Source organism: Pseudomonas sp. F-14 TE3482, assembly GCF_053629455.1.
Genome location: NZ_JBRJII010000001.1, coordinates 2,305,220 through 2,327,361, shown reverse-complemented (window position 1 = coordinate 2,327,361; position 22,142 = coordinate 2,305,220). Strand labels below are relative to the sequence as shown.

General features: G+C 59.0%; 15 protein-coding genes. 4 read left to right on the top strand and 11 right to left on the bottom strand.

Features of this window, described 5'->3' with window-relative positions; translation table 11 throughout:
- Positions 1-40 precede the first annotated feature (40 nt).
- From AB7M26_RS10500 to rplM, 5 genes are all read right to left on the bottom strand, one after another.
- Positions 41-823 (bottom strand): cytochrome c1, encoded by a 783-nt coding sequence (locus AB7M26_RS10500; RefSeq protein WP_123494472.1) that lies wholly within the window; start codon positions 821-823, stop codon positions 41-43.
- Positions 823-2,034, bottom strand: coding sequence for a cytochrome b (locus AB7M26_RS10495; RefSeq protein ID WP_030129766.1), 1,212 nt, complete (start codon positions 2,032-2,034; stop codon positions 823-825). Before AB7M26_RS10495 ends, AB7M26_RS10500 begins: the two co-directional genes overlap by 1 nt.
- Positions 2,034-2,627, bottom strand: a complete 594-nt coding sequence (gene petA / locus AB7M26_RS10490; protein ID WP_123494473.1) for a ubiquinol-cytochrome c reductase iron-sulfur subunit — start codon at positions 2,625-2,627, stop codon at positions 2,034-2,036. Before petA ends, AB7M26_RS10495 begins: the two co-directional genes overlap by 1 nt.
- A 267-nt stretch (positions 2,628-2,894) precedes the next feature.
- Complete coding sequence (gene rpsI, locus AB7M26_RS10485; RefSeq protein WP_002555064.1) at positions 2,895-3,287, bottom strand: 30S ribosomal protein S9; 393 nt, start codon at positions 3,285-3,287, stop codon at positions 2,895-2,897.
- Between the two features lie 14 nt (positions 3,288-3,301).
- Positions 3,302-3,730 carry a 50S ribosomal protein L13 gene (gene rplM, locus AB7M26_RS10480; RefSeq protein WP_007905295.1) on the bottom strand — a complete coding sequence of 143 codons (429 nt, stop codon included), beginning with the start codon at positions 3,728-3,730 and terminating at the stop codon, positions 3,302-3,304.
- Between the two features lie 245 nt (positions 3,731-3,975).
- Between rplM and AB7M26_RS10475 the strand changes: the two genes are divergently transcribed.
- The gene (locus AB7M26_RS10475; protein ID WP_008072121.1) at positions 3,976-5,016 is read left to right on the top strand and encodes an NADP(H)-dependent aldo-keto reductase; all 1,041 of its coding nucleotides are present in this window, start codon (positions 3,976-3,978) and stop codon (positions 5,014-5,016) included.
- 102 nt (positions 5,017-5,118) lie between these two features.
- On the opposite strand, the gene AB7M26_RS10470 is transcribed toward AB7M26_RS10475, so the two are convergent.
- Entirely contained in the window at positions 5,119-6,255 is a 1,137-nt protein-coding gene (locus AB7M26_RS10470; RefSeq protein ID WP_008004989.1) for an acyl-CoA dehydrogenase family protein, read from the bottom strand.
- Positions 6,256-6,499: 244 nt separating this feature from the next.
- Here AB7M26_RS10470 and AB7M26_RS10465 point away from each other — a divergent pair, with 244 nt between their 5' ends.
- A complete protein-coding gene (locus AB7M26_RS10465) occupies positions 6,500-7,396 on the top strand; it encodes a GlxA family transcriptional regulator (protein ID WP_173667540.1) in 897 nt (298 codons plus the stop codon).
- Positions 7,397-7,571: 175 nt separating this feature from the next.
- Here AB7M26_RS10465 and zapE read toward each other — a convergent pair whose 3' ends face one another.
- The 3 genes from zapE to AB7M26_RS10450 form a co-directional block, all read right to left on the bottom strand.
- Positions 7,572-8,666 (bottom strand): cell division protein ZapE, encoded by a 1,095-nt coding sequence (gene zapE, locus AB7M26_RS10460; protein WP_123494474.1) that lies wholly within the window; start codon positions 8,664-8,666, stop codon positions 7,572-7,574.
- 90 nt (positions 8,667-8,756) lie between these two features.
- Entirely contained in the window at positions 8,757-10,112 is a 1,356-nt protein-coding gene (locus AB7M26_RS10455; RefSeq protein ID WP_123494475.1) for a tryptophan--tRNA ligase, read from the bottom strand.
- A 24-nt stretch (positions 10,113-10,136) separates the two neighbouring features.
- Positions 10,137-10,769 (bottom strand): alpha/beta hydrolase, encoded by a 633-nt coding sequence (locus tag AB7M26_RS10450; RefSeq protein WP_123494476.1) that lies wholly within the window; start codon positions 10,767-10,769, stop codon positions 10,137-10,139.
- Between the two features lie 144 nt (positions 10,770-10,913).
- On the opposite strand from AB7M26_RS10450, the gene AB7M26_RS10445 reads away from it, so the two are divergent.
- Complete coding sequence (locus AB7M26_RS10445; RefSeq protein ID WP_123494477.1) at positions 10,914-11,348, top strand: YhcB family protein; 435 nt, start codon at positions 10,914-10,916, stop codon at positions 11,346-11,348.
- Positions 11,349-11,448: 100 nt separating this feature from the next.
- On the opposite strand, the gene AB7M26_RS10440 is transcribed toward AB7M26_RS10445, so the two are convergent.
- The gene (locus AB7M26_RS10440) at positions 11,449-12,171 is read right to left on the bottom strand and encodes an OmpA family protein (protein WP_123494478.1); all 723 of its coding nucleotides are present in this window, start codon (positions 12,169-12,171) and stop codon (positions 11,449-11,451) included.
- Positions 12,172-12,288: 117 nt separating this feature from the next.
- Positions 12,289-12,933 carry an MBL fold metallo-hydrolase gene (locus AB7M26_RS10435; protein ID WP_123494479.1) on the bottom strand — a complete coding sequence of 215 codons (645 nt, stop codon included), beginning with the start codon at positions 12,931-12,933 and terminating at the stop codon, positions 12,289-12,291.
- A 216-nt stretch (positions 12,934-13,149) separates the two neighbouring features.
- On the opposite strand from AB7M26_RS10435, the gene AB7M26_RS10430 reads away from it, so the two are divergent.
- Positions 13,150-22,131 (top strand): M10 family metallopeptidase C-terminal domain-containing protein, encoded by an 8,982-nt coding sequence (locus AB7M26_RS10430; protein ID WP_429384134.1) that lies wholly within the window; start codon positions 13,150-13,152, stop codon positions 22,129-22,131.
- Positions 22,132-22,142: the final 11 nt, after the last annotated feature.

Genomic DNA, 22,142 nt, shown 5'->3' with positions numbered 1-22,142 from the left:
CCTGGGCGCGCGCGATTAACAGCAATGGCTTACAGCTTTATCAATGGACGTCTTTCCAGTATTCACGCTTGAGCAAGTAAGCGAATACGAAGAAGAACGCCAGGTACAGCAACACATAGGTACCGATGCGCTGATGCTGCAGCTTCACCGGGTTGGCCGAGTAGGCCAGGAAGGTCACCAGATTCTTGACCTTCTCGTCGAACTGCTCTTCGTTCAGCGTGCCGGTTTTCGGCAATACAGTCAGTTGATCGCAGGCTTCATGGGTCAAAGCGGTGCCAGTCAGCGGATCGTATTGCTTCTTGCCGTCTTCGACGACTTGAACTTGTTTACAGCCTACCACCTGACGACCCTGCAGGCCGACCAGAACGTTAGGCATGCCGACGTTCGGGAACACCTTGTTGTTCACGCCCCATGGACGTGACGGGTCTTCATAGAACGAACGCAGATAGCCGTAGAGCCAGTCGGTGCCACGAACACGAGCCACCAGCGTCAGGTCAGGCGGCGCCGCACCGAACCAGGTCTTGGCGTCAGCCGGCTGCATGCCGATGTTCATGTGATCGCCAATCTTGGCGCCGGTGAACACCAGCTTCTCAAGCATCAACTCGTGAGGAATGCCCAGGTCATCGGCGACACGCTCGTAGCGCTGGAACTTCGCGCTGTGGCAGCCCATGCAATAGTTGGCGAACGTACGTGCGCCGTCCTGCATGGCAGCCTTGTCGGAAACGTCGATGTCGACCTTCTCAAGCTCCGGGCCACTCGATGTCGATGCAAAAGACAGTACAGGCATCGCCGCAAGAATCAGTACAGCAAATAGCTTTTTCATCAGCCAGTCACCCTTTCCGGAACCGGTTTGGTCTTCTCGAGCCTGGTGTAGAACGGCATCAGAATGAAGTAGGCGAAGTACAGGAAGGTACATACCTGCGACAGCAACGTACGGCCTGGCGTTGGCGCCAGAACACCCAACACACCCAGGATCACGAACGAGATGCAGAACACCCAAAGCCAGATCTTGCTCAGCCAGCCTTTGTAGCGCATCGACTTGACCGGGCTGCGATCCAGCCATGGCAGGACGAACAGCACAGCGATGGCCGCGCCCATGGCGATTACGCCCAGGAGCTTGTCCGGAACCGCCCGCAGAATCGCGTAGAACGGTGTGAAGTACCAGACCGGAGCGATGTGCTCAGGGGTCTTGAAGGCGTTCGCCACTTCAAAGTTCGGCTTCTCGAGGAAGTAGCCGCCCATTTCAGGGAAGAAGAACACGATCGAGCAGAAGATGAACAGGAACACCACCACGCCGACGATATCTTTCACGGTGTAGTACGGGTGGAAGGCAATGCCGTCCAGCGGTACGCCGTTTTCGTCTTTGTGCTTCTTGATGTCGACGCCATCCGGATTGTTCGAACCGACTTCGTGCAGCGCCAGAATGTGCACCACCACCAGACCGAGGATCACGATCGGCAGGGCAACCACATGCAAGGCGAAGAAGCGGTTCAGGGTGATACCGGAAATCAGGTAGTCACCACGAATCCACTGGGTCAGGTCGTTACCGATGACCGGGATCGCGCCGAACAGCGAGATGATCACCTGGGCACCCCAGTAGGACATCTGGCCCCACGGCAGCAGATAACCCATGAAGGCCTCAGCCATCAACGCCAGGTAGATCAGCATGCCGAACACCCACACCAGCTCACGCGGCTTCTGGTACGAACCGTAAAGCAGGCCACGGAACATGTGCAGATAGACCACGATGAAGAACGCCGAAGCGCCAGTGGAGTGCAGCAGACGCAGGATCGAGCCGTACTCGACGTCGCGCATGATGTATTCGACGGAAGCAAACGCTTCTTCTGCCGACGGGGTGTAACTCATGGTCAGCCAGACACCGGTAACGATCTGGTTGACCAGAACGAGCAGTGCCAGGGAGCCAAAGAAATAGAAGAAGTTGAAGTTCTTCGGGGCGTAGTACTTGCTGAGATGGTCTTCCCACATTTTGGTCGCGGGAAAGCGCGCATCAACCCAATCCATGAACTTGCTCATCACGCTTTCTCCGTATCGACGCCAATGACAATGATGTCATCGGTCTCATAGGAATGCGGGGGAACTGGCAGGTTCAAAGGCGCAGGTTGCGACTTGTAGACGCGGCCAGCCAAATCGTAGTGAGAACCGTGGCAAGGGCAGAAATAACCCCCTACCCAATCCTTGCCCAGGTCTGCAGGTGCCACTTCTGGACGGAAAGTCGGTGAGCAACCCAGATGCGTGCAGATACCGATCAGCAGCAGAACTTCTGGCTTGATCGAACGTGTCTCCGGGTCGACATAGGTCGGTTGCGTCGAGTTCTTGGAGGTCGGGTCAGCCAGCTGGCCCTCGATCTTTTTCAGATTCCCCAGGATTTCCTCGGTACGGCGGACAATGAACACCGGCTGGCCGCGCCACTCAGCAATCATTTGCTGACCTGGCTCGATTTTGCTGACATTCACTTTCACCGGTGCACCTGCGGCTTTCGCCTTGGCACTGGGAAACCATGACCCCACGAACGGGACCGCAGCCCCCACCGCTCCTGCAGCACCCACCACGGATGTGGCTGCTACCAAGAAGCGACGCCGGCCTGCATTCACGCCGTCATTGCTCATTCAGTCCTCTCCCATCAGCTTTGTGGCCTGTTAAATCAGGCGTCTACTAAGTAAAAATCTGAACTTATAAAAATTTTGCCGAATGGTAATGAAAAGCCCCAATCCTGACAAGGTAATTACCGAGGGGCTTCACTGCCAAGCCTTGCAGTATAGGGCTTCTGCGGATGTGGCAAGTTGTCACAGCGCAATTCCTCGATAAATCGCGCCCATAAAAAAACGCCCAGCTTCGCGAGGAAACTGGGCGTTCTTTTTGAACGCGAAAGCGAATTAACGCTTCGAGTACTGCGGACGCTTACGCGCTTTACGCAGACCAACTTTCTTACGTTCAACTTCACGAGCATCGCGAGTAACGAAGCCAGCTTTGCGCAGAGCGCCACGCAGGGTTTCGTCGTACTGCATCAGTGCGCGAGTGATACCGTGGCGGATTGCGCCAGCTTGACCACTTACACCACCGCCGATCACGGTGACGTAGATGTCGAACTTCTCGACAGTCTCAGTCAATTCCAGCGGCTGACGAACTACCATGCGGGCAGTTTCGCGGCCGAAGAAATTATCCAGCGAACGGTTGTTGATGGAGATGTTACCAGTACCCGGACGCAGGAAAACGCGTGCGGTTGCGGTCTTGCGACGGCCAGTGCCGTAATTTTGAGTCGCCGACATAATGAACTATTCCGTTAAAACTTCAGTTCTTGGGGCTGCTGAGCAGTATGAGGGTGTACAGCGCCCGCATAGACTTTCAGCTTACGATACATGTCGCGACCCAGCGGGTTCTTAGGCAGCATGCCTTTGACCGCGGTCTCGATCACGCGCTCAGGGGCTTTAGCGATCAGCTTTTCGAAGTTGATCGACTTGATGCCGCCCGGGAAACCGGAGTGGGAGTAGTAGATTTTGTCGGTGGTTTTAGCACCGGTTACACGAATCTGCTCGGCATTGATAACGACGATGTAATCGCCGGTGTCAACGTGAGGAGTGTACTCAGCTTTATGCTTGCCACGCAGACGGCTCGCGATTTCGGTGGCCAGACGACCCAGGGTCTGACCTGCAGCGTCGACGACAAACCAGTCGCGCTGTACTGTTTCCGGTTTAGCAGTAAAAGTTTTCATTCTTTATAGCCTCAGGGGCCGCCCTGTAAATTAGACGGCGGATCTTACTGAATAGTGCGTACTTTGACAAGTCAAAGGCAGCCGGATACAGACGCTTTCGGGGGCTCGGGTCGGCGCGTCCGTTCAACGGCAAGATTCTTCGGCGGCGGCGCATCACTTCCACTGCAGAAAGAGGTGCGCAATTATGCAGATTGCGAAAAATATTTCAACCTGCTTTTATGATTGTTTTGCCCAAGGAGCACCCGATGGACTATCGCCAGCTAGGCCGAACCAATCTGAACGTGAGTGCAATCTGCCTCGGCACCATGACCTGGGGCGAGCAAAACAGCGAGGCTGAAGCCTTCGCCCAGATCGAACGAGCCAAGAGCGCGGGCATCAATTTCATCGACACCGCCGAAATGTACCCGGTGCCACCCAAGGCCGAAACCTACGCCACCACCGAGCGCTACATCGGCAATTACTTCAAAAGTCGCGGCGATCGCGCCGACTGGATCCTGGCGAGCAAGATCGCCGGCCCCGGCAACACCATCGACTACATCCGCGACAAAAACCTCAAGCACAACCGCGAGAACATCGTCCAGGCCGTGGATGCAAGCCTCAAGCGCTTGCAGACCGACTACATCGATCTCTATCAGCTGCACTGGCCTGAACGCAGTACCAATTTCTTCGGACAACTGGGCTACAAGCACACGAGCGAAGTCAACCTCACCCCGCTGGAAGACACCCTCGAAGCACTGGACGAACAGGTCAAGGCCGGCAAGATCCGCCACATCGGCCTGTCCAACGAAACGCCGTGGGGCACCATGCGTTTCCTCGCCCTCGCCGAAGCCCGTGGCTGGCCGCGCGCCGTATCGATCCAGAACCCCTACAACCTGCTCAATCGCAGCTTCGAAGTCGGCCTTGCGGAAATCGCCATCCGCGAACAGTGCGGTCTGCTCGCCTACTCGCCGCTGGCGTTCGGTTTCCTGTCGGGCAAGTACGAAGGTGGCGCGCGTCCGCCCAAAGGTCGCCTGAGCCTCTACAGCCGCTTCAGCCGCTACTTCAATCCTCAGTCAGAGGCAGCGTGCAGCCGTTATGTGGCATTGGCTCGTGAACACGGTCTGGATCCGGCGCAGATGGCACTGGCCTTCGTCACACAGCAACCGTTCGTCACCAGCAACATCATTGGCGCCACCACGCTTGAGCAACTGGACAGCAACATTGCCAGCTTCGAGCTGAAACTTTCCGACGAAGTGTTGGCGGGGATCGAGGCGATTCACCAGGACCATCCGAATCCTGCCCCTTGATTGATTCATAGGCCCAATCGCGGGCAAGCCACGCTCCCACAGAAATCACAAACCTGCGGGAGCGTGGCTTGCCCGCGATGGCGTTCGCCCAGGCAACGCCAATCAAAGCGACCGCGCAATAATCTCTTTCATGATCTCATTGGTCCCGGCATAAATCCGCTGCACCCGCGCATCCGCCCACGCCCGGGCGATCGGGTATTCCCACATGAACCCGTAACCGCCATGCAACTGCACGCACTCATCGAGCACCTTGCATTGCAGGTCGGTGCCCCAGTACTTGGCCATGGCCGCCGTCGGCACGTCGAGTTTGCCTTGCAGATGCAGTTCCAGGCAGCGATCGACAAAAACCCGGCCGATCTGGATCTCGGTTGCCATTTCAGCGAGTTTGAAGCGAGTGTTCTGGAAGTCGGCGATGGCCTTGCCGAAAGCCTTGCGCTCACGGGTGTAATCCAGCGTCCATTGCAACGCCGCTTCAGCTGACGCCAAGCCACCTACCGCGACCGTCAGACGCTCCTGCGGCAGTTCCTGCATCAAGTAAGCGAAGCCCATCCCGGCCTGGCCCAGCAGGTTTTCCTTCGGTACCCGAACGTCCTGGAAGAATAGCTCCGAGGTGTCCTGAGCCTTCATGCCGACCTTTTCCAGACGCTTGCCCTTGGCGAAGCCTGGCGTGTTGGCCTCGACCAGAAACAGACTGGTGCCCTTCGCTCCTGCCTTTGGATCGGTCTTGGCCACGACGATCACCAAATCCGCCAGAAAGCCATTGGTGATGAAGGTCTTCGAACCGTTGATCACGTATTCGTCGCCATCCAGCACAGCGGTGGTTTTCACCCCTTGCAGGTCGGAACCGGCACCCGGCTCGGTCATGGCAATCGCGGTGACCATCTCGCCAGACACCAGTTTGGGCAGGTATTTGTGTTTCAGCGCTTCACTGCCGTAATGCAGTATGTAAGGCGCAACAATGTCCGAATGAAGTGAAAAACCGATGCCGGTCAGCCCCAGGCGGCCGACCTCCTCGATCACCACCGCGCTGTAGAGAAAGTCTGCCCCCAGCCCGCCGTATTCTTCCGGCAGATGCGAACACAGCATCCCCGCCTCCCCTGCCTTGTTCCAGAGTTGGCGGTCTATATAGCCTTGTTTTTCCCATTGCCCATGGAACGGCACGGCCTCTTTTTCGAGGAACGTTCGCACGCTGTCGCGAAAAAGTTCGTGCTCGGAACTGAACAAGGTTCTGGGGATCATGCGGCACCTATGGTTATTGTTAGCCGGAATTGACCTTTAGAGACTAAGCCTCGCTTCCGATACAGGACACTGGACACATCCGACAAAAAATAAGACGATCCAGCCGTCTGGTGACCACTTTCCCCTATAAGAATAAAGTTGAATTATGTCTAACCAAGTCTCCACGCCCTTGCGGCGCGTCAGCATCCTGGCTATCGACCGGGTTTTCGCTTCCACCCTCATGCAAGCCAAGGATTTCTTCCATCTGGCCAGCCTGCGCTATGGCAAACAACTGGGCCACGGCCTGACACCGGCGTTTGAAACCCGGCTGGTCAGCCCCGACGGCAAACCGGTGAACAGCTTCAGCGATGTGATCATGCCGGTGGACGGCGGCCTGGAAAATGCCGACGTCATCATCCTTCCCGCCTTCTGGGACGATTTCGACACGCTCTGCAAACGTTATCCACAGGTTCTGCCATGGCTGCGTCAGCAGCATGCACGCGGCGCCGTGTTGTGTGGCGAAGCTACCGGTGTGTTCTGGCTGGCCGAGGCCGGGCTGCTCGATGGCAAGGAAGCGACGACCTACTGGCGTTTCTTCAATGCGTTTGCCGAGCGCTTCCCGCAGGTCCAGCTCAATCAGGACAAACACCTGACCGACGCCGACAACCTGTATTGCGCCGGCGGCACCACCTCGGCCTGCGATCTCTACATATATTTGATCGAGCGTTTTTGCGGCGCCAACGTAGCCCAGGCCGTGGCCCGCGACATTCTCTACGAAGTGCAGCGCAGCTATGCGCCTGGACGAATCGGTTTTGGCGGTCAGAAGCTGCACCAGGATGTGATCATCCTGCAGATCCAGCACTGGCTCGAAGAACACTTCGCCGACAAGTTTCGCTTCGAAGACGTGGCCCGCGAACACGGCATGAGCATCCGCAACTTCATGCGTCGTTTCCAGACCGCTACCGGCGACAAACCGCTGCATTACCTGCAACGGCTGCGCATCGAGACGGCCAAGGGCTTGTTGTCCGGCAGCCGCAAGAGCATCAAGACCATCAGCTATGAAGTCGGTTACGACGATGCGAGTTTCTTTGCGCGACTGTTCCGCCAGCACACGGAGTTGTCGCCTAACCAGTATCGGCAGCAGTTTCAGCAAGCGGCGTAGCCCTGGCGAACAACACATATCAACTGTGGGAGCGGGCTTGCCCGCGATAGCGGCGGCACATTCAACATTATTGTGACTGATGCACCGCCATCGCGGGCAAGCCCGCTCCCACAGGTTCTGCGATAAACGAAAAAGGGCCTGCATATGCAGGCCCTTTTTTATGTTTTCGAATTGTCTACGGCTTATGCGCCCGGGACAGGAATTCGTGTGACTGCATTTCCAGCAGGCGGCTAAGCGTGCGCTGGAACTCGAAGTTCAGGCGACCGCCGGTGTAGAGGTCTTTGAGCTCGACTTCGGCAGAAATGATCAGCTTCACGTTACGGTCGTAGAACTCGTCGACCATGTTGATGAAGCGTCGCGCGATGTCGTCGGTGGTGACGCTCATCTGCTCGACATCGCTAAGCAACACGGCGTGGAAGATTTTCCCCAGTTCGATGTAATCGTTCTGGCTGCGTGGGCCGTCGCAGAGTTCGCGGAAGTCGAACCAGGCCACGTCATCGCAGGTGCGCACGGCACGGATTTCACGGTTCTCGATCACCAGTACGTCGTTCTCGATGGCTGCCGTGCATTCCGGCGTCAGGGCCCGGAAGCTCTTGCGCAGGCTTTCCTGGGCAGCATCATCCAGCGGAAAGTGGAACAGTTCCGCTTGCTCGAGGTGACGCAGACGGTAATCGACGCCGCTGTCGACGTTGACGATCTCGGTGTTCTGCTTGATCAGTGCAATGGCCGGCAGGAAACGCGCACGTTGCAGGCCGTCCTTGTACAGGCCGTCCGGCACGATGTTCGAGGTCGCGACCAGGGTCACGCCGTTCTTGAACAACTCTTCCATCAACGTGCCAAGGATCATTGCGTCGGTGATATCGGAGACGAAAAACTCATCGAAACAGATCACTCGCGACTCGTCGGAGAAACGCTTGGCGATGATGGTCAGCGGGTTTTTCTCGCCGCCGAGGGTCTTCATCTCTTCATGCACGCGCTTCATGAAGCGGTGGAAGTGAGTGCGGGTCTTTTCCTTGAACGGCAGCGCTTCGAAGAAGGTGTCGACCAGGTAAGTCTTGCCGCGACCAACGCCGCCCCAGAAGTACAGGCCCTTGACCGGCACCTGGTCTTTCCTGCCAAACAGTTTGCCGAGCAGGCCCGGTTTGTTCTGCGAGGCCGTGACCAGATCGTCATACAGGCGCTGCAAATGGCGCACGGCAGTTTCCTGCGCGGCGTCATGGAAGAATTCCGGGCGTTTCAGATCAGCTTGATATCGTTCTAGGGGCGTCATAATTCGTTAGCAAGGCAACAAAAACGGGCCGTCACTGTAGCGACGGCCCGTGGGAATGGCAATCGGCCCTTGGTCGGACCGAGCCGTTGATTATTCCTGAACCGGTGTCAGGGCAACGCGCAAAGCACCGATGGCAGCGTCGCGAGCAGCGCTGTCGGCGAAGGCTGGGCTGTCGGCAACGCACTCGCCTTCCAGCCAGACGCTGAAGCTCAGGTCTTCACTGCGCACGTCCAAGGCTTGACCGGATTGCAGTTGCTTGGTCACTTGCCCTGCGGTTTTACCGTCGGCGAAGTTGCGCGACAGCAACAGTTGCTCGCCATCGGCCGCCAGCAGACGGAAGCGGAAACTGCCGTCGTCTTCACGGAAGCTGACGAAGCGCGCGGCTTTCGCGGCTTTCTTCTTGGTGGTCGCTGCGACTTGGGTCTGAGCGACGAAAGAACGCAGGCCGACCGCTTCACGCAGTTCGTGGAGGAACGGCGTCGCCACCGAACGGGCCTTTTTGGCGCCGAGCTGCAGCATGTCTTCCAGATCTGCCGGGCGTTCGATCAGTTGGTGATAACGCTCGCGGGATTCGCCCAATTCGCTGTCGAGCAGTTGGAACAGACGATTCTTCGCCTCGCCCCAACCCAGGCCCTGGAGCAATTCGCTGCGGAATTCGTCGGATTGTGCTGGCGTAGCGAAAGCCTGGAACAAGGTGAACAGGTGCGAATTGTCCGGATCCTTGGCTTCGCCCGGGGCACGGGAGTCGGTGACAATCCGCGAAATCGCGTCTTTCATCTCTTTGGCGCTGCTGAACAACGGAATGGTGTTGTCGTAGCTCTTCGACATCTTGCGACCGTCGAGGCCCGGCAAGGTCGCGACGCTTTCCTCGATCAGCGCTTCGGGCATGGTGAAGAATTCTTTGCCTTGGCCAAACAAGTGATTGAAGCGCTGGCCGATGTCCCGGGCCATTTCCACGTGCTGGATCTGGTCACGACCGACCGGCACCTTGTGGGCGTTGAACATCAGAATGTCTGCTGCCATCAACACCGGGTAGCTGTACAAGCCCATGGTGATGCCGGCGTCCGGGTCTTCGCCGGTTTCGATGTTCTTGTCCACCGAGGCCTTGTAGGCGTGCGCACGGTTGAGCAGGCCCTTGGCGGCCACGCAGGTCAGCAACCAGGTCAGTTCAGGGATTTCCGGGATGTCGGACTGGCGATAGAACGTCACGCGGTCCACGTCCAGGCCACCGGCCAGCCAGGTCGCGGCGATTTCCAGACGCGAGCGCTGGATGCGCAGCGGGTCATCGCATTTGATCAGGGCGTGGTAGTCGGCCAGGAAGTAGAACGAATCGGCATTGCTGTCACGGCTGGCGATGATCGCCGGACGGATGGCGCCGGCGTAGTTGCCCAGGTGCGGCGTGCCGGTGGTGGTGATGCCGGTGAGGATACGGGTACGAGTCGTCATGGGTAATCGCTTGTCAGACTGCAATCAATTCGAAAGACGCGGCAGGATCAGATCCTTGAGATCGGTCAGCTTGCCATGAAAAAAGTGTCCGCATTCTGCCACTTTCAGCAGCTCATGGGGGCGATCGAGTGCGTCGGACCAGTCGTAAACGAGCTGCGGATCGATGACTTCGTCGGTTTCCGGCTGGATCAGGGTCAATGTACCTTGTTGCGGCAGTTGATCCTGATCGCCCAAGCGCATGACGGCGGGCGCCACCATGAACAAATGCTTGAGCTGCTCGCCCTTGGCTTCCAGGCGTCCGCCGAGACTTGCTGCAACAAATCCGCCAAAGGAAAAACCGAACAGAGTCAAAGGTATTTCAGGATGCCTGTCCCGCAGCCACTCGGCCACCGCCTGGGCATCGTCGACTTCACCAGTGCCCATGTCGTGCGTGCCTTCACTGGCACCGACGCCACGGTAGTTGAAACGCAAAGTAATCAAACCAGCGTCGCGCGCGGTGCGCTGCAAGGTCGAAACGACTTTGTTGAGCATGGTGCCTCCCTGCACCGGGTTCGGGTGGCAGATCAGCGCCAGGCCACGGGGTTGCTCGTTGTTAGCCAAATACAGGGCTTCCAGTTGGCCGACCGGGCCATCAATCACTACAGGGGTTTCGCGCATAAGCAAGGAAGGAACTCCGTGACCTCGAATCGGGTCGACTCGTCTAGCCAATTGTCTGTGCCAATCTATTGCGAGTGAATCGCGGTATACAGCGCAGGTTCGAGCCGTTAACGTAAAGCAAAGCCGTTTATAGAGGAAGGACTCGTGGAACACTCGCTCTTAGTTTGGTTGTTGCCGACTCTTGCCCTGGTTGTGGGTGTCGCCATTGGATTCCTGATCGCTCGCCTGGTGCCGAATGCCGCGCCTAACCGCACGCAACGTCAGCTGGATGATATTCAGGAACGTTTTGACAATTATCAGAACGAAGTGGTCACCCACTTCAACAGCACTGCAAACCTGGTCAAGAAACTGACTGCGAGCTATCAGGAAGTGCAGGATCATCTCGCCGAGGGTGCCAACCGTCTGGCCCTGGACGAGCAGACTCGCCAACGCTTGCTGGCTGCCTTGCACGCCGACGCGGCGCAGGCTCCACGGGAACGCCTGACGCCACCGCGCGATCAGGAACCGCCTCGCGACTACGCCCCCAAAGCCCCGAACGCGCCGGGCATGCTCGATGAGCATTACGGCCTGAAGAAGTAATCAGGTTTCGCGCGACACAAAAAGCCCTCGGACAAGCGATTGTTCGAGGGCTTTTTTGTTGCTGATGTCTTCTTTTCCCGTGCGGGATTCAGTCAGACACTTAAGGATACTGCTGAACCTGACCCTGCTGCTGATACTCCTGACCAGGAATCGGCTTCAGGTTTACCTCGACGCGACGGTTCTGCGCCCGGCCATTCACATCACCATTGCTGGCAATCGGGTTATCCGGCCCGGCACCGCGCGCTGTCAGGTTGGCGCCGCTGACCCCCTGGGAGGTCAGGTAAGTCGCCACACTCTGGGCACGACGCTGGGACAGGTCCATGTTGTGCTGACGGCTGCCGGTGCTGTCGGTGTAGCCGACGATCTCGATCTGGTTCTGGTTGAACTCCTTGAGCGAGCCCGCCAGGTTGTTCAGCGGCTGGTAGAAGCCCGACGCGATGTTCGCCGAATCGGTGGCGAATGTGATGTTGCCTGGCATGATCAGCTTGATCTGATCGCCTTGACGCTGCACTTCAACCCCAGTGTTGGCCATGCTGGCCCGCAATTTTTTCTCCTGCTGGTCGGCGTAATAACCGTAACCGGCGGCAGAAGCCCCCACCACGGCGGCACCAATCAGCGCGCCCTTGCCACGGTTATCGTGACTGATGGCAGCACCGGCCAGCGCACCGGCCAAGGCACCGAGGCCACCGTATTTGGCGGTTTTGCTCATGCCCGTAGAGCCGCCATCAGCCTGACCCTGGCTGTCATAAGGGTTCTGCGATGCGCAACCGGACAACAAAGCCACGGCAGTAGCGACAATAATCAAACGACGCGAGGTGAACATGGAGAGCTCCTACTTTTTTTGCATTCTGTGGTGCAGCGGACTTAAGCAATGAACCTTTGCGGGCGTTGGATCATGGCCAACGCCAAAAATTCCGTCGTGCCTTTCACAACTGCATCTTCAGGCCCGTACAAAGGGGTTACCGCGCATTTCATCGCCCAGACACGTGTCCGGACCATGACCGGTCACCACCGTCGCCTCTTCGTCGAGGGTATACAACCTTTGCTTGATCGAACGCACGAGAGTCGCCTGATCGCCTCCCCATAAATCCGTGCGCCCTACCCCTCGCTTGAAAAGCGTATCACCGGCAATCAGCAGCTTAGCCTCTGAAAACCAAAAGCTCATGGAACCTGGCGTATGACCCGGCGTGTGCAACGCCACGCCACACCCGCAAGCCAACTCTTCGTCGTTGGCCAACCAGCGATCTGGCGATGGCACGGGGGTATAAGGCACACCGAACATCTGGCACTGCATCTCCAGGTTGTCCCAGAGGAATTGATCTTCTTTATGCAGATGCAGCGTCGCGCCGGTTTTCTCTTTCAACTGACCGGAGGCCAGGAAGTGATCCAGGTGCGCGTGGGTGTGGATAATGCTGACCACCTTCAAGCCCAAGGCGTCGAGGCGCGCGAGGATCAGTTCGTGATTGCCGCCCGGGTCGACGACGATGGCCTTTTTGGTGATCGGGTCGCCGATGATTGTGCAGTTGCATTGGAGGGGGCCGACGGGGAAGGTTTCACGGATGAGCACTGGGTTCGGAGCGTTCATGGGAGGCCCTGATAAGTCAATTTCGAACAGGATACCAGCGCGCACTCCTCAAGACTCACTGGCGCACGCCGACACAGATTTACCGGCCAGTTTTTTGACGCCATCAGTAAAAAAAATAGTGGCCATGTAATATCAATTGACGCTGACTCTGGTGCAAAATCGCTTCCTTGTAGCGACCACATACAGGACGGTCGCAGCCCTCTCAGGATATTTAGAATGTCATCTCCTCTTGGTTACGTTTTAACAAAGCCATCTGTTCTGACCGGTAACCAACAAATCGACAGTCTGATATACGGCACCTCTTGGCTGAGTCCTGACTTCGGCACAGACATCTTCGCGACACGGCTGACCTATAGTTTCATCAACAGCCAATCGTATTTCGCTACCAAGTACAGCGCCGAAAATGAATACCTGAACAGCTTCGTCCTGACTTCGGCCCAACAAAACGCCGTGACCGGTGCGCTTGGCGCCTGGAGCGCTGTGGCCAACGTCAAGTTCACTCTGGTCAGTGACAACATCAACACCGTGGGCGACTTGCGATTCGGCGGCTATTGGGACATGGACGACGACGCTGCTGCCTGGGCCTACTTCCCAGACCGGGCACCGCTGGCCGGGGATGTCTGGATCAGCCCGGATACGAACAACTCTACCCCCGTCAAAGGCACCTATGACTTCATGACGTTCGTGCATGAAATCGGTCACGCCCTAGGCCTCAAACATCCATTTGAGTCGAGCCAATCCAACAGCACGCTGATCTCGCCTCTACTCGATGATACGCATTACACGATCATGAGCTACAACAATGCGTATTCCTACCAGCCGACGACACCGATGCTGCTGGATATTCTCGCTATCCAGAAGATTTACGGCGCCAACATGCTTTGGCAAACCGGTAACAACGTCTATAGCTGGGCACCCGACCAATCAGTGTTCGAAACCATCTGGGATGCCGGCGGCAACGATACGATCGATGCCAGCAATCAGCAGGCGGCCGTCAGACTGAACCTGAATGAGGGTGAGTTCAGTAACATCGGCAAGGCATTCGTCGACATTGCGAACCTGGAACTGATCAATGACGGGCTGGCGATCGCCTTTGGCACCAAAATCGAAAATGCCACCGGTTCGGCCTTTGACGATGAGCTGATCGGCAATGCGCTGGGTAACGTTCTCGATGGCGGTGCCGGCCAAGACGTCATGATTGGCGGTGCAGGCAACGACGTTTATGTTGTGGATAACGCTGATGACGTGGTGGTGGAAACCAGCACCTCGCTGAGCGAAATCGACACGGTTATGTCGTCCATCAGCTACACCTTGGGCAGCAGTAGCAATCTGGAGAACCTGACTCTCACTGGCGGCGACAACCTCGACGCCACCGGCAACGCGCTGGGCAATCGCTTGATCGGTAATAGCGGCGACAACATTCTGGACGGCGGAACCGGGGCCGACGTGATGATCGGCGGCAGCGGCAACGACACCTACATCGTTGATAACCTCAAGGATGTGGTTACCGAGAGCAGCACCCTCACCTCCGAAATCGACACCGTACGCTCCTCGGTCAGTTGGACCCTCGGTGCCAACCTGGAAAACCTCACCTTGACCGGCGGTGACAACACCAACGGTGTCGGCAATGCCCTGAACAACGTACTGACCGGCAACGTCGGCAACAACATCCTCAACGGCTTGGCCGGCTTGGACACGCTGAGCGGCGGCGCCGGCGACGACACCTACGTCCTTGACCAGGCCGGTGAACTGGCACTGCTGCAGGATGACGTTGATCAAGGCAATGACCTGCTGTACATCAACTACGCATCAACCTTGGCCACCAACACTGTCGATCTCAGTCAAAGCAACCTGCAAAACGTCGAGGATGTCATCGTCACCGGGCTCGGTGAATTCACCGTGATCGGCAACGACCTGAACAACATCCTGATCGGCAACAACTATAACAACACCCTGCTGGGCGGCGCTGGCAACGACTGGCTGGATGGCTGGGCCGGGTCTGACAAGCTCATTGGCGGCAGCGGCGATGACACCTACGCCATTTACAACAATGGAGTGCATGTCACCGAACTGGCCGACGAAGGCCACGACCTGATTAGAACGGCGGTGAGCTACTACTTGGAAGACAACGTCGAGGATGGCTTGCTGCTCGGTTCTGCAGCGCTGAGCCTCACCGGTAATGAACTGGACAACAGCCTCACCGGCAACGCCGCTGCCAACGTACTTGATGGCTGGGACGGAGCCGACACCCTCGACGGCGGTGCCGGCAACGACACCTACGTCGTCGACAATGTCGGCGATACGGTAATCGAACGCGGCACTTCGCCGGCCGAGATCGACACGGTGCTGTCGTCGATCAGCTACACCCTGGGCAGCAACCTCGAGAACTTGACCCTTATCGACTTCGACGACGTGAATGCTACCGGTAATGCGCTGAATAACCGCCTCGTAGGTAACCGCGGCGACAACATCCTCGACGGAGGCCTTGGCGCCGACGTGATGACCGACGCCAGCGGCAGCGACACCTACATTGTCGACAACGTCAAGGACGTGGTCGTCGAGACAGGTATTTGGACGTGGGATACCGACACCGTGCGTTCCTCGGTCAGCTGGACCCTGGGCGCCAACCTGGAAAACCTTACCCTCACCGGTAGCGACAACCTCACTGGCGTCGGCAACACCCTGAACAACGTGCTGACCGGCAACGCCGGCAACAACGTGCTCAGCGGTGGTACGGGACTGGACACGCTGATCGGCGGCGCCGGTGACGACACCTACGTCCTCGACCAGGCCGGTGAACTGGCGCTGCTGCAGGAAACTGCCGATCAGGGTCGTGACCTGCTGAACATCACCTACGCCTCGACCCCGACCACCGGCACCGTCGACCTCAGCCAAAGCAACCTGCAAAACGTCGAAAACGTCACCCTCACCGGCCTCGGCGCCTTCACCGTGATCGGCAACGACCTGAACAACACCCTGCTCGGCAACGCCTCCGTCAACACCCTGCAAGGCGGGGCCGGCAATGACTGGCTGGATGGCGGCGCAGGTGCTGACACTCTCAGCGGCGGCACTGGCGACGACACCTACGTCATCGACAACGCCGCCGACAAGGTCATTGAACTGGCTGACGAAGGTCGTGACCTGATCAGGACGGCAGTGAGCTACACCCTGTCGACCAACGTCGAAGACGGCGTGCTGCTCGGCGCAGCCGCATTGAACCTCACGGGCAACGAACTGGACAACAGCCTCACCGGCAACGCCGCCGCCAACCTCCTCGATGGCAAGGCCGGCGCCGATACCCTCGACGGCGGTGCCGGCAACGACACCTACCTCGTCGACAATGCCGGCGACACAGTGATCGAACGCGGCACCTCACTGACCGAGATCGACACGGTGCTGTCGTCGATCAGCTACACCCTGGGCAGCAACCTCGAGAACCTGACCCTCACCGGCGGCGACCACCTCGATGCCACCGGCAACGCCCTGGGCAATCGCCTGGCAGGTAACAGCGGCAACAACGTTCTGGACGGCGGAAGCGGTGCCGACCTGATGATCGGCGGCACTGGCAACGACACCTATATCGTCGACAATCTCAAGGACGCCATCACCGAGACCAGCACCCTGGCCTCCGAAATCGACACCGTGCGTTCTTCAGTCAGCTGGACCCTGGGCGCCAACCTGGAAAACCTTACCCTCACCGGTAGCGACAACCTCACTGGCGTCGGCAACACCCTGAACAACGTGCTGACCGGCAACGCCGGCAACAACGTGCTCAGCGGTGGTACGGGACTGGACACGCTGATCGGCGGCGCCGGTGACGACACCTACGTCCTCGACCAGGCCGGTGAACTGGCGCTGCTGCAGGAAACTGCCGATCAGGGTCGTGACCTGCTGAACATCACCTACGCCTCGACCCCGACCACCGGCACCGTCGACCTCAGCCAAAGCAACCTGCAAAACGTCGAAAACGTCACCCTCACCGGCCTCGGCGCCTTCACCGTGATCGGCAACGACCTGAACAACACCCTGCTCGGCAACGCCTCCGTCAACACCCTGCAAGGCGGGGCCGGCAATGACTGGCTGGATGGCGGCGCAGGTGCTGACACTCTCAGCGGCGGCACTGGCGACGACACCTACGTCATCGACAACGCCGCCGACAAGGTCATTGAACTGGCTGACGAAGGTCGTGACCTGATCAGGACGGCAGTGAGCTACACCCTGTCGACCAACGTCGAAGACGGCGTGCTGCTCGGCGTCGCCGCGTTGAACCTCACAGGCAACGAACTGGACAACAGCCTCACCGGCAACGCCGCCGCCAACCTCCTCGATGGCAAGGCCGGCGCCGATACCCTCGACGGCGGTGCCGGCAACGACACCTACCTCGTCGACAATGTCGGCGATACGGTAATCGAACGCGGCACCTCACTGACCGAGATCGACACGGTGCTGTCGTCGATCAGCTACACCCTGGGCAGCAACCTCGAGAACCTGACCCTCACCGGCGGCGATCACCTCGACGCCACCGGCAACGCCTTGGGCAATCGCCTGGCAGGTAACAGCGGCAACAACGTTCTGGACGGCGGAAGCGGTGCCGACCTGATGATCGGCGGCACTGGCAACGACACCTATATCGTCGACAACCTCAAGGACGCCATCACCGAGACCAGCACCCTGGCCTCCGAAATCGACACCGTGCGTTCTTCAGTCAGCTGGACCCTGGGCGCCAACCTGGAAAACCTTACCCTCACCGGTAGCGACAACCTCACTGGCGTCGGCAACACCCTGAACAACGTGCTGACCGGCAACGCCGGCAACAACGTGCTCAGCGGTGGTACGGGACTGGACACGCTGATCGGCGGCGCCGGTGACGACACCTACGTCCTCGACCAGGCCGGTGAACTGGCGCTGCTGCAGGAAACGGCCGATCAGGGTCGTGACCTGCTGAACATCACCTACGCCTCGACCCCGACCACCGGCACCGTCGACCTCAGCCAAAGCAACCTGCAAAACGTCGAAAACGTCACCCTCACCGGCCTCGGCGCCTTCACCGTGATCGGCAACGACCTGAACAACACCCTGCTCGGCAACGCCTCCGTCAACACCCTGCAAGGCGGGGCCGGCAATGACTGGCTGGATGGCGGCGCAGGTGCTGACACTCTCAGCGGCGGCACTGGCGACGACACCTACGTCATCGACAACGCCGCCGACAAGGTCATTGAACTGGCTGACGAAGGTCGTGACCTGATCAGGACGGCAGTGAGCTACACCCTGTCGACCAACGTCGAAGACGGCGTGCTGCTCGGCGTCGCCGCGTTGAACCTCACAGGCAACGAACTGGACAACAGCCTCACCGGCAACGCCGCCGCCAACCTCCTCGATGGCAAGGCCGGCGCCGATACCCTCGACGGCGGTGCCGGCAACGACACCTACCTCGTCGACAATGTCGGCGATACGGTAATCGAACGCGGCACCTCACTGACCGAGATCGACACGGTGCTGTCGTCGATCAGCTACACCCTGGGCAGCAACCTCGAGAACCTGAGCCTCACCGGCAGCGACCACCTCGACGCCACCGGCAACGCCCTGGGCAATCGCCTGGCCGGTAACAGTGGCGACAACGTTCTGGACGGCGGAACCGGCGCCGATGTGATGATCGGCGGCAATGGCAACGACACCTACATCGTCGACAACCTCAAGGACGCCATCACCGAGACCAGCACCCTGGCCTCCGAAATCGACACCGTGCGTTCCTCGGTGAGCTGGACCTTGGGCGCCAACCTGGAAAACCTCACCCTCACCGGCAGCGACAACCTCACTGGCGTCGGCAACACCCAGAACAACGTGCTGACTGGCAACAGCGGCAACAACGTGCTCAACGGTGGTACGGGGCTGGACACGCTGATCGGCGGCGCCGGTGACGACACCTACGTCCTCGACCAGGCCGGTGAACTGGCGCTGCTGCAGGAAACTGCCGACCAGGGCCGCGACCTGCTGAACATCGCCTACGCCTCGACCCTGGCCACCAGCACCGTCGACCTCGGTCAAACCAGCCTGCAGAACGTCGAGAACGTTACCCTCACCGGCCTTGGCGCCTTCACCGTGATCGGCAACGACCTGAACAACACCCTGCTCGGCAACGCCTCCATCAACACCCTGCAAGGTGGCGCCGGTAATGACTGGCTGGATGGCGGTATCGGCGCCGATACCCTCAGCGGCGGGATGGGTGACGATACTTATGTCATCGACAACGCCGCCGACAAAATCACCGAACTGGCCGACGAAGGCCGTGACCTGATCAGGACGGCGGTGAGCTACACCCTGTCGGCCAACGTCGAAGACGGCCTGCTGCTGGGCACCGCGGCGTTGAACCTCACGGGCAACGAACTCGACAACAACCTCACCGGCAACGCCGCCGCCAACCTCCTCGACGGCAAGGCCGGTGCCGATACCCTCGACGGCGGTGCCGGCAACGACACCTACCTCGTCGACAATGCCGGCGACACAGTGATCGAACGCGGCACCTCGCTGGCCGAGATCGACACGGTGCTGTCGTCGATCAGCTACACCCTGGGCAGCAACCTCGAGAACCTGACCCTCACCGGCAGCGATAATCTGGACGGTACCGGCAATGCCCTGAGCAACCGCCTCGTGGGTAACAACGGCAATAACACGTTGGACGGCGGCCTCGGCGCCGACGTGATGATCGGCGGCAGTGGCAATGACACCTACATCGTCGACAACCTCAAGGACGCCATCACCGAGATCAGCACCCTGGCGAGCGAAATCGACACCGTGCGCTCCTCGGTCAGCTGGACCTTGGGCGCCAACCTGGAAAACCTCACCCTCACCGGCAGCGACAACCTCACTGGCGTCGGCAACACCCAGAACAACGTGCTGACTGGCAACGCCGGCAACAACATCCTCAACGGCGCGGCCGGACTGGACACACTGATCGGCGGCGCCGGCGACGACAGCTACGTCCTCGACCAATTCGGCGAATTGGCGCTGCTGCAGGAAACTGCCGATCAGGGTCGTGACCTGCTGAACATCGCCTACACCTCGACCCCGACCACCGGCACCGTCGACCTCAGCCAAAGCAACCTGCAAAACGTCGAAAACGTCACCCTCACCGGCCTCGGCGCCTTCACCGTGGTCGGCAATGACCTGAACAACACCCTGCTCGGCAATGCCTCCATCAACACCCTGCAAGGCGGGGCCGGCAATGACTGGCTGGATGGCGGCGTGGGCGCTGACATCCTCAGCGGTGGCAGCGGCGATGACACCTACGTCATCGACAACGCCACCGACAAGGTCATTGAACTGGCCGACGAAGGTCGTGACCTGATCAGGACGGCAGTGAGCTACACCCTGTCGACCAACGTCGAAGACGGCGTGCTGCTCGGCGCCGCCGCGTTGAACCTCACGGGCAACGAACTGGACAATAGCCTCACCGGCAACGCCGCCGCCAACGTCCTCGACGGCAAGGCCGGGGCCGACACCCTGGACGGCGGCCTCGGCGCCGACCTGATGATCGGCGGCACCGGCAACGACACCTACATCGTCGATAACCTCAAGGACGTGGTCACCGAGACCAGCACCCTGGCAAGTGAAATCGACACCGTACGTTCCTCGGTCAGTTGGACCTTGAGTGCCAACGTGGAAAATCTCATCCTTACCGGGACCAATAACCTAAACGGAGTCGGCAACGCCCTGGACAACGTGCTGAACGGCAACAGTGGGAACAACGTGCTCAACGGTGGTACGGGGCTGGATACGCTGAGCGGTGGTGCTGGCGACGACACTTATACCCTCGACCAAGCCGGCGAACTGGTGCTGCTGCAGGAAACTGCCGACCAGGGTCGCGACCTGCTGAACATCACCTATGCCTCGACTCCGACCACCAGCATCATCGACCTCAGCCAAAGCAACCTGCAGAACGTCGAGAACGTGACCCTCACCGGCCTCGGTGCCTTCACCGTTATCGGCAACGACCTGAACAACACCCTGCTCGGCAATGCCTACGTCAACGATTTGCAAGGCGGGGGCGGCAACGACTGGCTGGATGGCGGCGTGGGCGCTGACATCCTCAGCGGCGGCAATGGTGATGACACCTATGTCATTACCGATAACGCCGCTAATGTCACCGAATTGGCCGATGAAGGCCACGACCTGATCCGCACGACGGTGAGCTATATCCTGTCGGCCAACGTCGAAGACAGCGTGCTGCTCGGCGCCGCCGCGTTGAACCTCACGGGTAATGAGCTCGACAACAGCCTGACCGGCAACGCCGCCGCCAACCTCCTCGACGGCAAGACCGGCGCCGACACCCTGGACGGCGGTGCCGGCAACGACACCTACATTGTCGACAATGTCGGCGACACGGTGATCGAACGCGGCACCTTGCTGACCGAGATCGACACGGTACTGTCGTCGATCAGCTATACCTTGGGCAGTAACCTCGAGAACCTGACCCTCTCCGACACTGACCACCTCGATGGTACCGGCAATGCTCTAAACAACCGTCTGATCGGTAACTCCGGCAACAACGTTCTGGATGGCGGAATCGGCGCCGACGTGATGAGCGGCGGCAGCGGCAATGACACCTATATCGTCGACAACCTCAAGGACGTAGTCACCGAGAGCAGCCTCCTGGCGAGCGAAATCGACACCGTGCGCTCCTCGGTCAGCTGGACCCTGGGTGCCAACCTGGAAAACCTCACCCTCACCGGCAGCAATAACCTCAACGGTGTCGGTAACACCCTGAATAACGTACTGACCGGCAATAGCGGCAATAACCAACTCAATGGCGGAGCGGGCAACGACCTGCTCGACGGCGGTGCGGGCAATGACCTACTGGTGGGAGGTCTGGGCGCAGACACCCTCACGGGGGGCTCTGGTGCCGACCGGTTTATTTTCAGTTTGATAAGCGAGCTGGGCAAAGGGGCGAACAGCGATTTCATCACCGACTTCAGCAGCCTGCAGGGTGACAAAATCGACCTGTCGAAACTCGATGCCAATATCCTCACCACCGCGTTCAACGCCTTCACTTTCATTGACTCGAATGCATTCACAGGGGCAGGACAACTGCGTTTCGAAGATCATGTGCTGTACGGCAACGTCAACGGCACGCTGGGTGCAGACTTCGAAATTCAGCTGGTAGGCGTGGACACCTTTAGTGCCAACGATCTGGTGGCATGACAACGGCAGTA

What these genes read in the sequence shown, in the direction of transcription:
- petA (WP_123494473.1), bottom strand. Translation starts at nt 2,627, where the DNA reads ATGAGCAATGACGGCGTGAATGCAGGCCGGCGTCGCTTCTTGGTAGCA.
- AB7M26_RS10470 (WP_008004989.1), bottom strand. Translation starts at nt 6,255, where the DNA reads ATGATCCCCAGAACCTTGTTCAGTTCCGAGCACGAACTTTTTCGCGAC.
- AB7M26_RS10455 (WP_123494475.1), bottom strand. Translation starts at nt 10,112, where the DNA reads ATGACGACTCGTACCCGTATCCTCACCGGCATCACCACCACCGGCACG.
- rpsI (WP_002555064.1), bottom strand. Translation starts at nt 3,287, where the DNA reads ATGTCGGCGACTCAAAATTACGGCACTGGCCGTCGCAAGACCGCAACC.
- AB7M26_RS10430 (WP_429384134.1), top strand. Translation starts at nt 13,150, where the DNA reads ATGTCATCTCCTCTTGGTTACGTTTTAACAAAGCCATCTGTTCTGACC.
- zapE (WP_123494474.1), bottom strand. Translation starts at nt 8,666, where the DNA reads ATGACGCCCCTAGAACGATATCAAGCTGATCTGAAACGCCCGGAATTC.
- AB7M26_RS10450 (WP_123494476.1), bottom strand. Translation starts at nt 10,769, where the DNA reads ATGCGCGAAACCCCTGTAGTGATTGATGGCCCGGTCGGCCAACTGGAA.
- AB7M26_RS10435 (WP_123494479.1), bottom strand. Translation starts at nt 12,933, where the DNA reads ATGAACGCTCCGAACCCAGTGCTCATCCGTGAAACCTTCCCCGTCGGC.
- AB7M26_RS10475 (WP_008072121.1), top strand. Translation starts at nt 3,976, where the DNA reads ATGGACTATCGCCAGCTAGGCCGAACCAATCTGAACGTGAGTGCAATC.
- AB7M26_RS10495 (WP_030129766.1), bottom strand. Translation starts at nt 2,034, where the DNA reads ATGAGCAAGTTCATGGATTGGGTTGATGCGCGCTTTCCCGCGACCAAA.
- AB7M26_RS10500 (WP_123494472.1), bottom strand. Translation starts at nt 823, where the DNA reads ATGAAAAAGCTATTTGCTGTACTGATTCTTGCGGCGATGCCTGTACTG.
- AB7M26_RS10440 (WP_123494478.1), bottom strand. Translation starts at nt 12,171, where the DNA reads ATGTTCACCTCGCGTCGTTTGATTATTGTCGCTACTGCCGTGGCTTTG.
- rplM (WP_007905295.1), bottom strand. Translation starts at nt 3,730, where the DNA reads ATGAAAACTTTTACTGCTAAACCGGAAACAGTACAGCGCGACTGGTTT.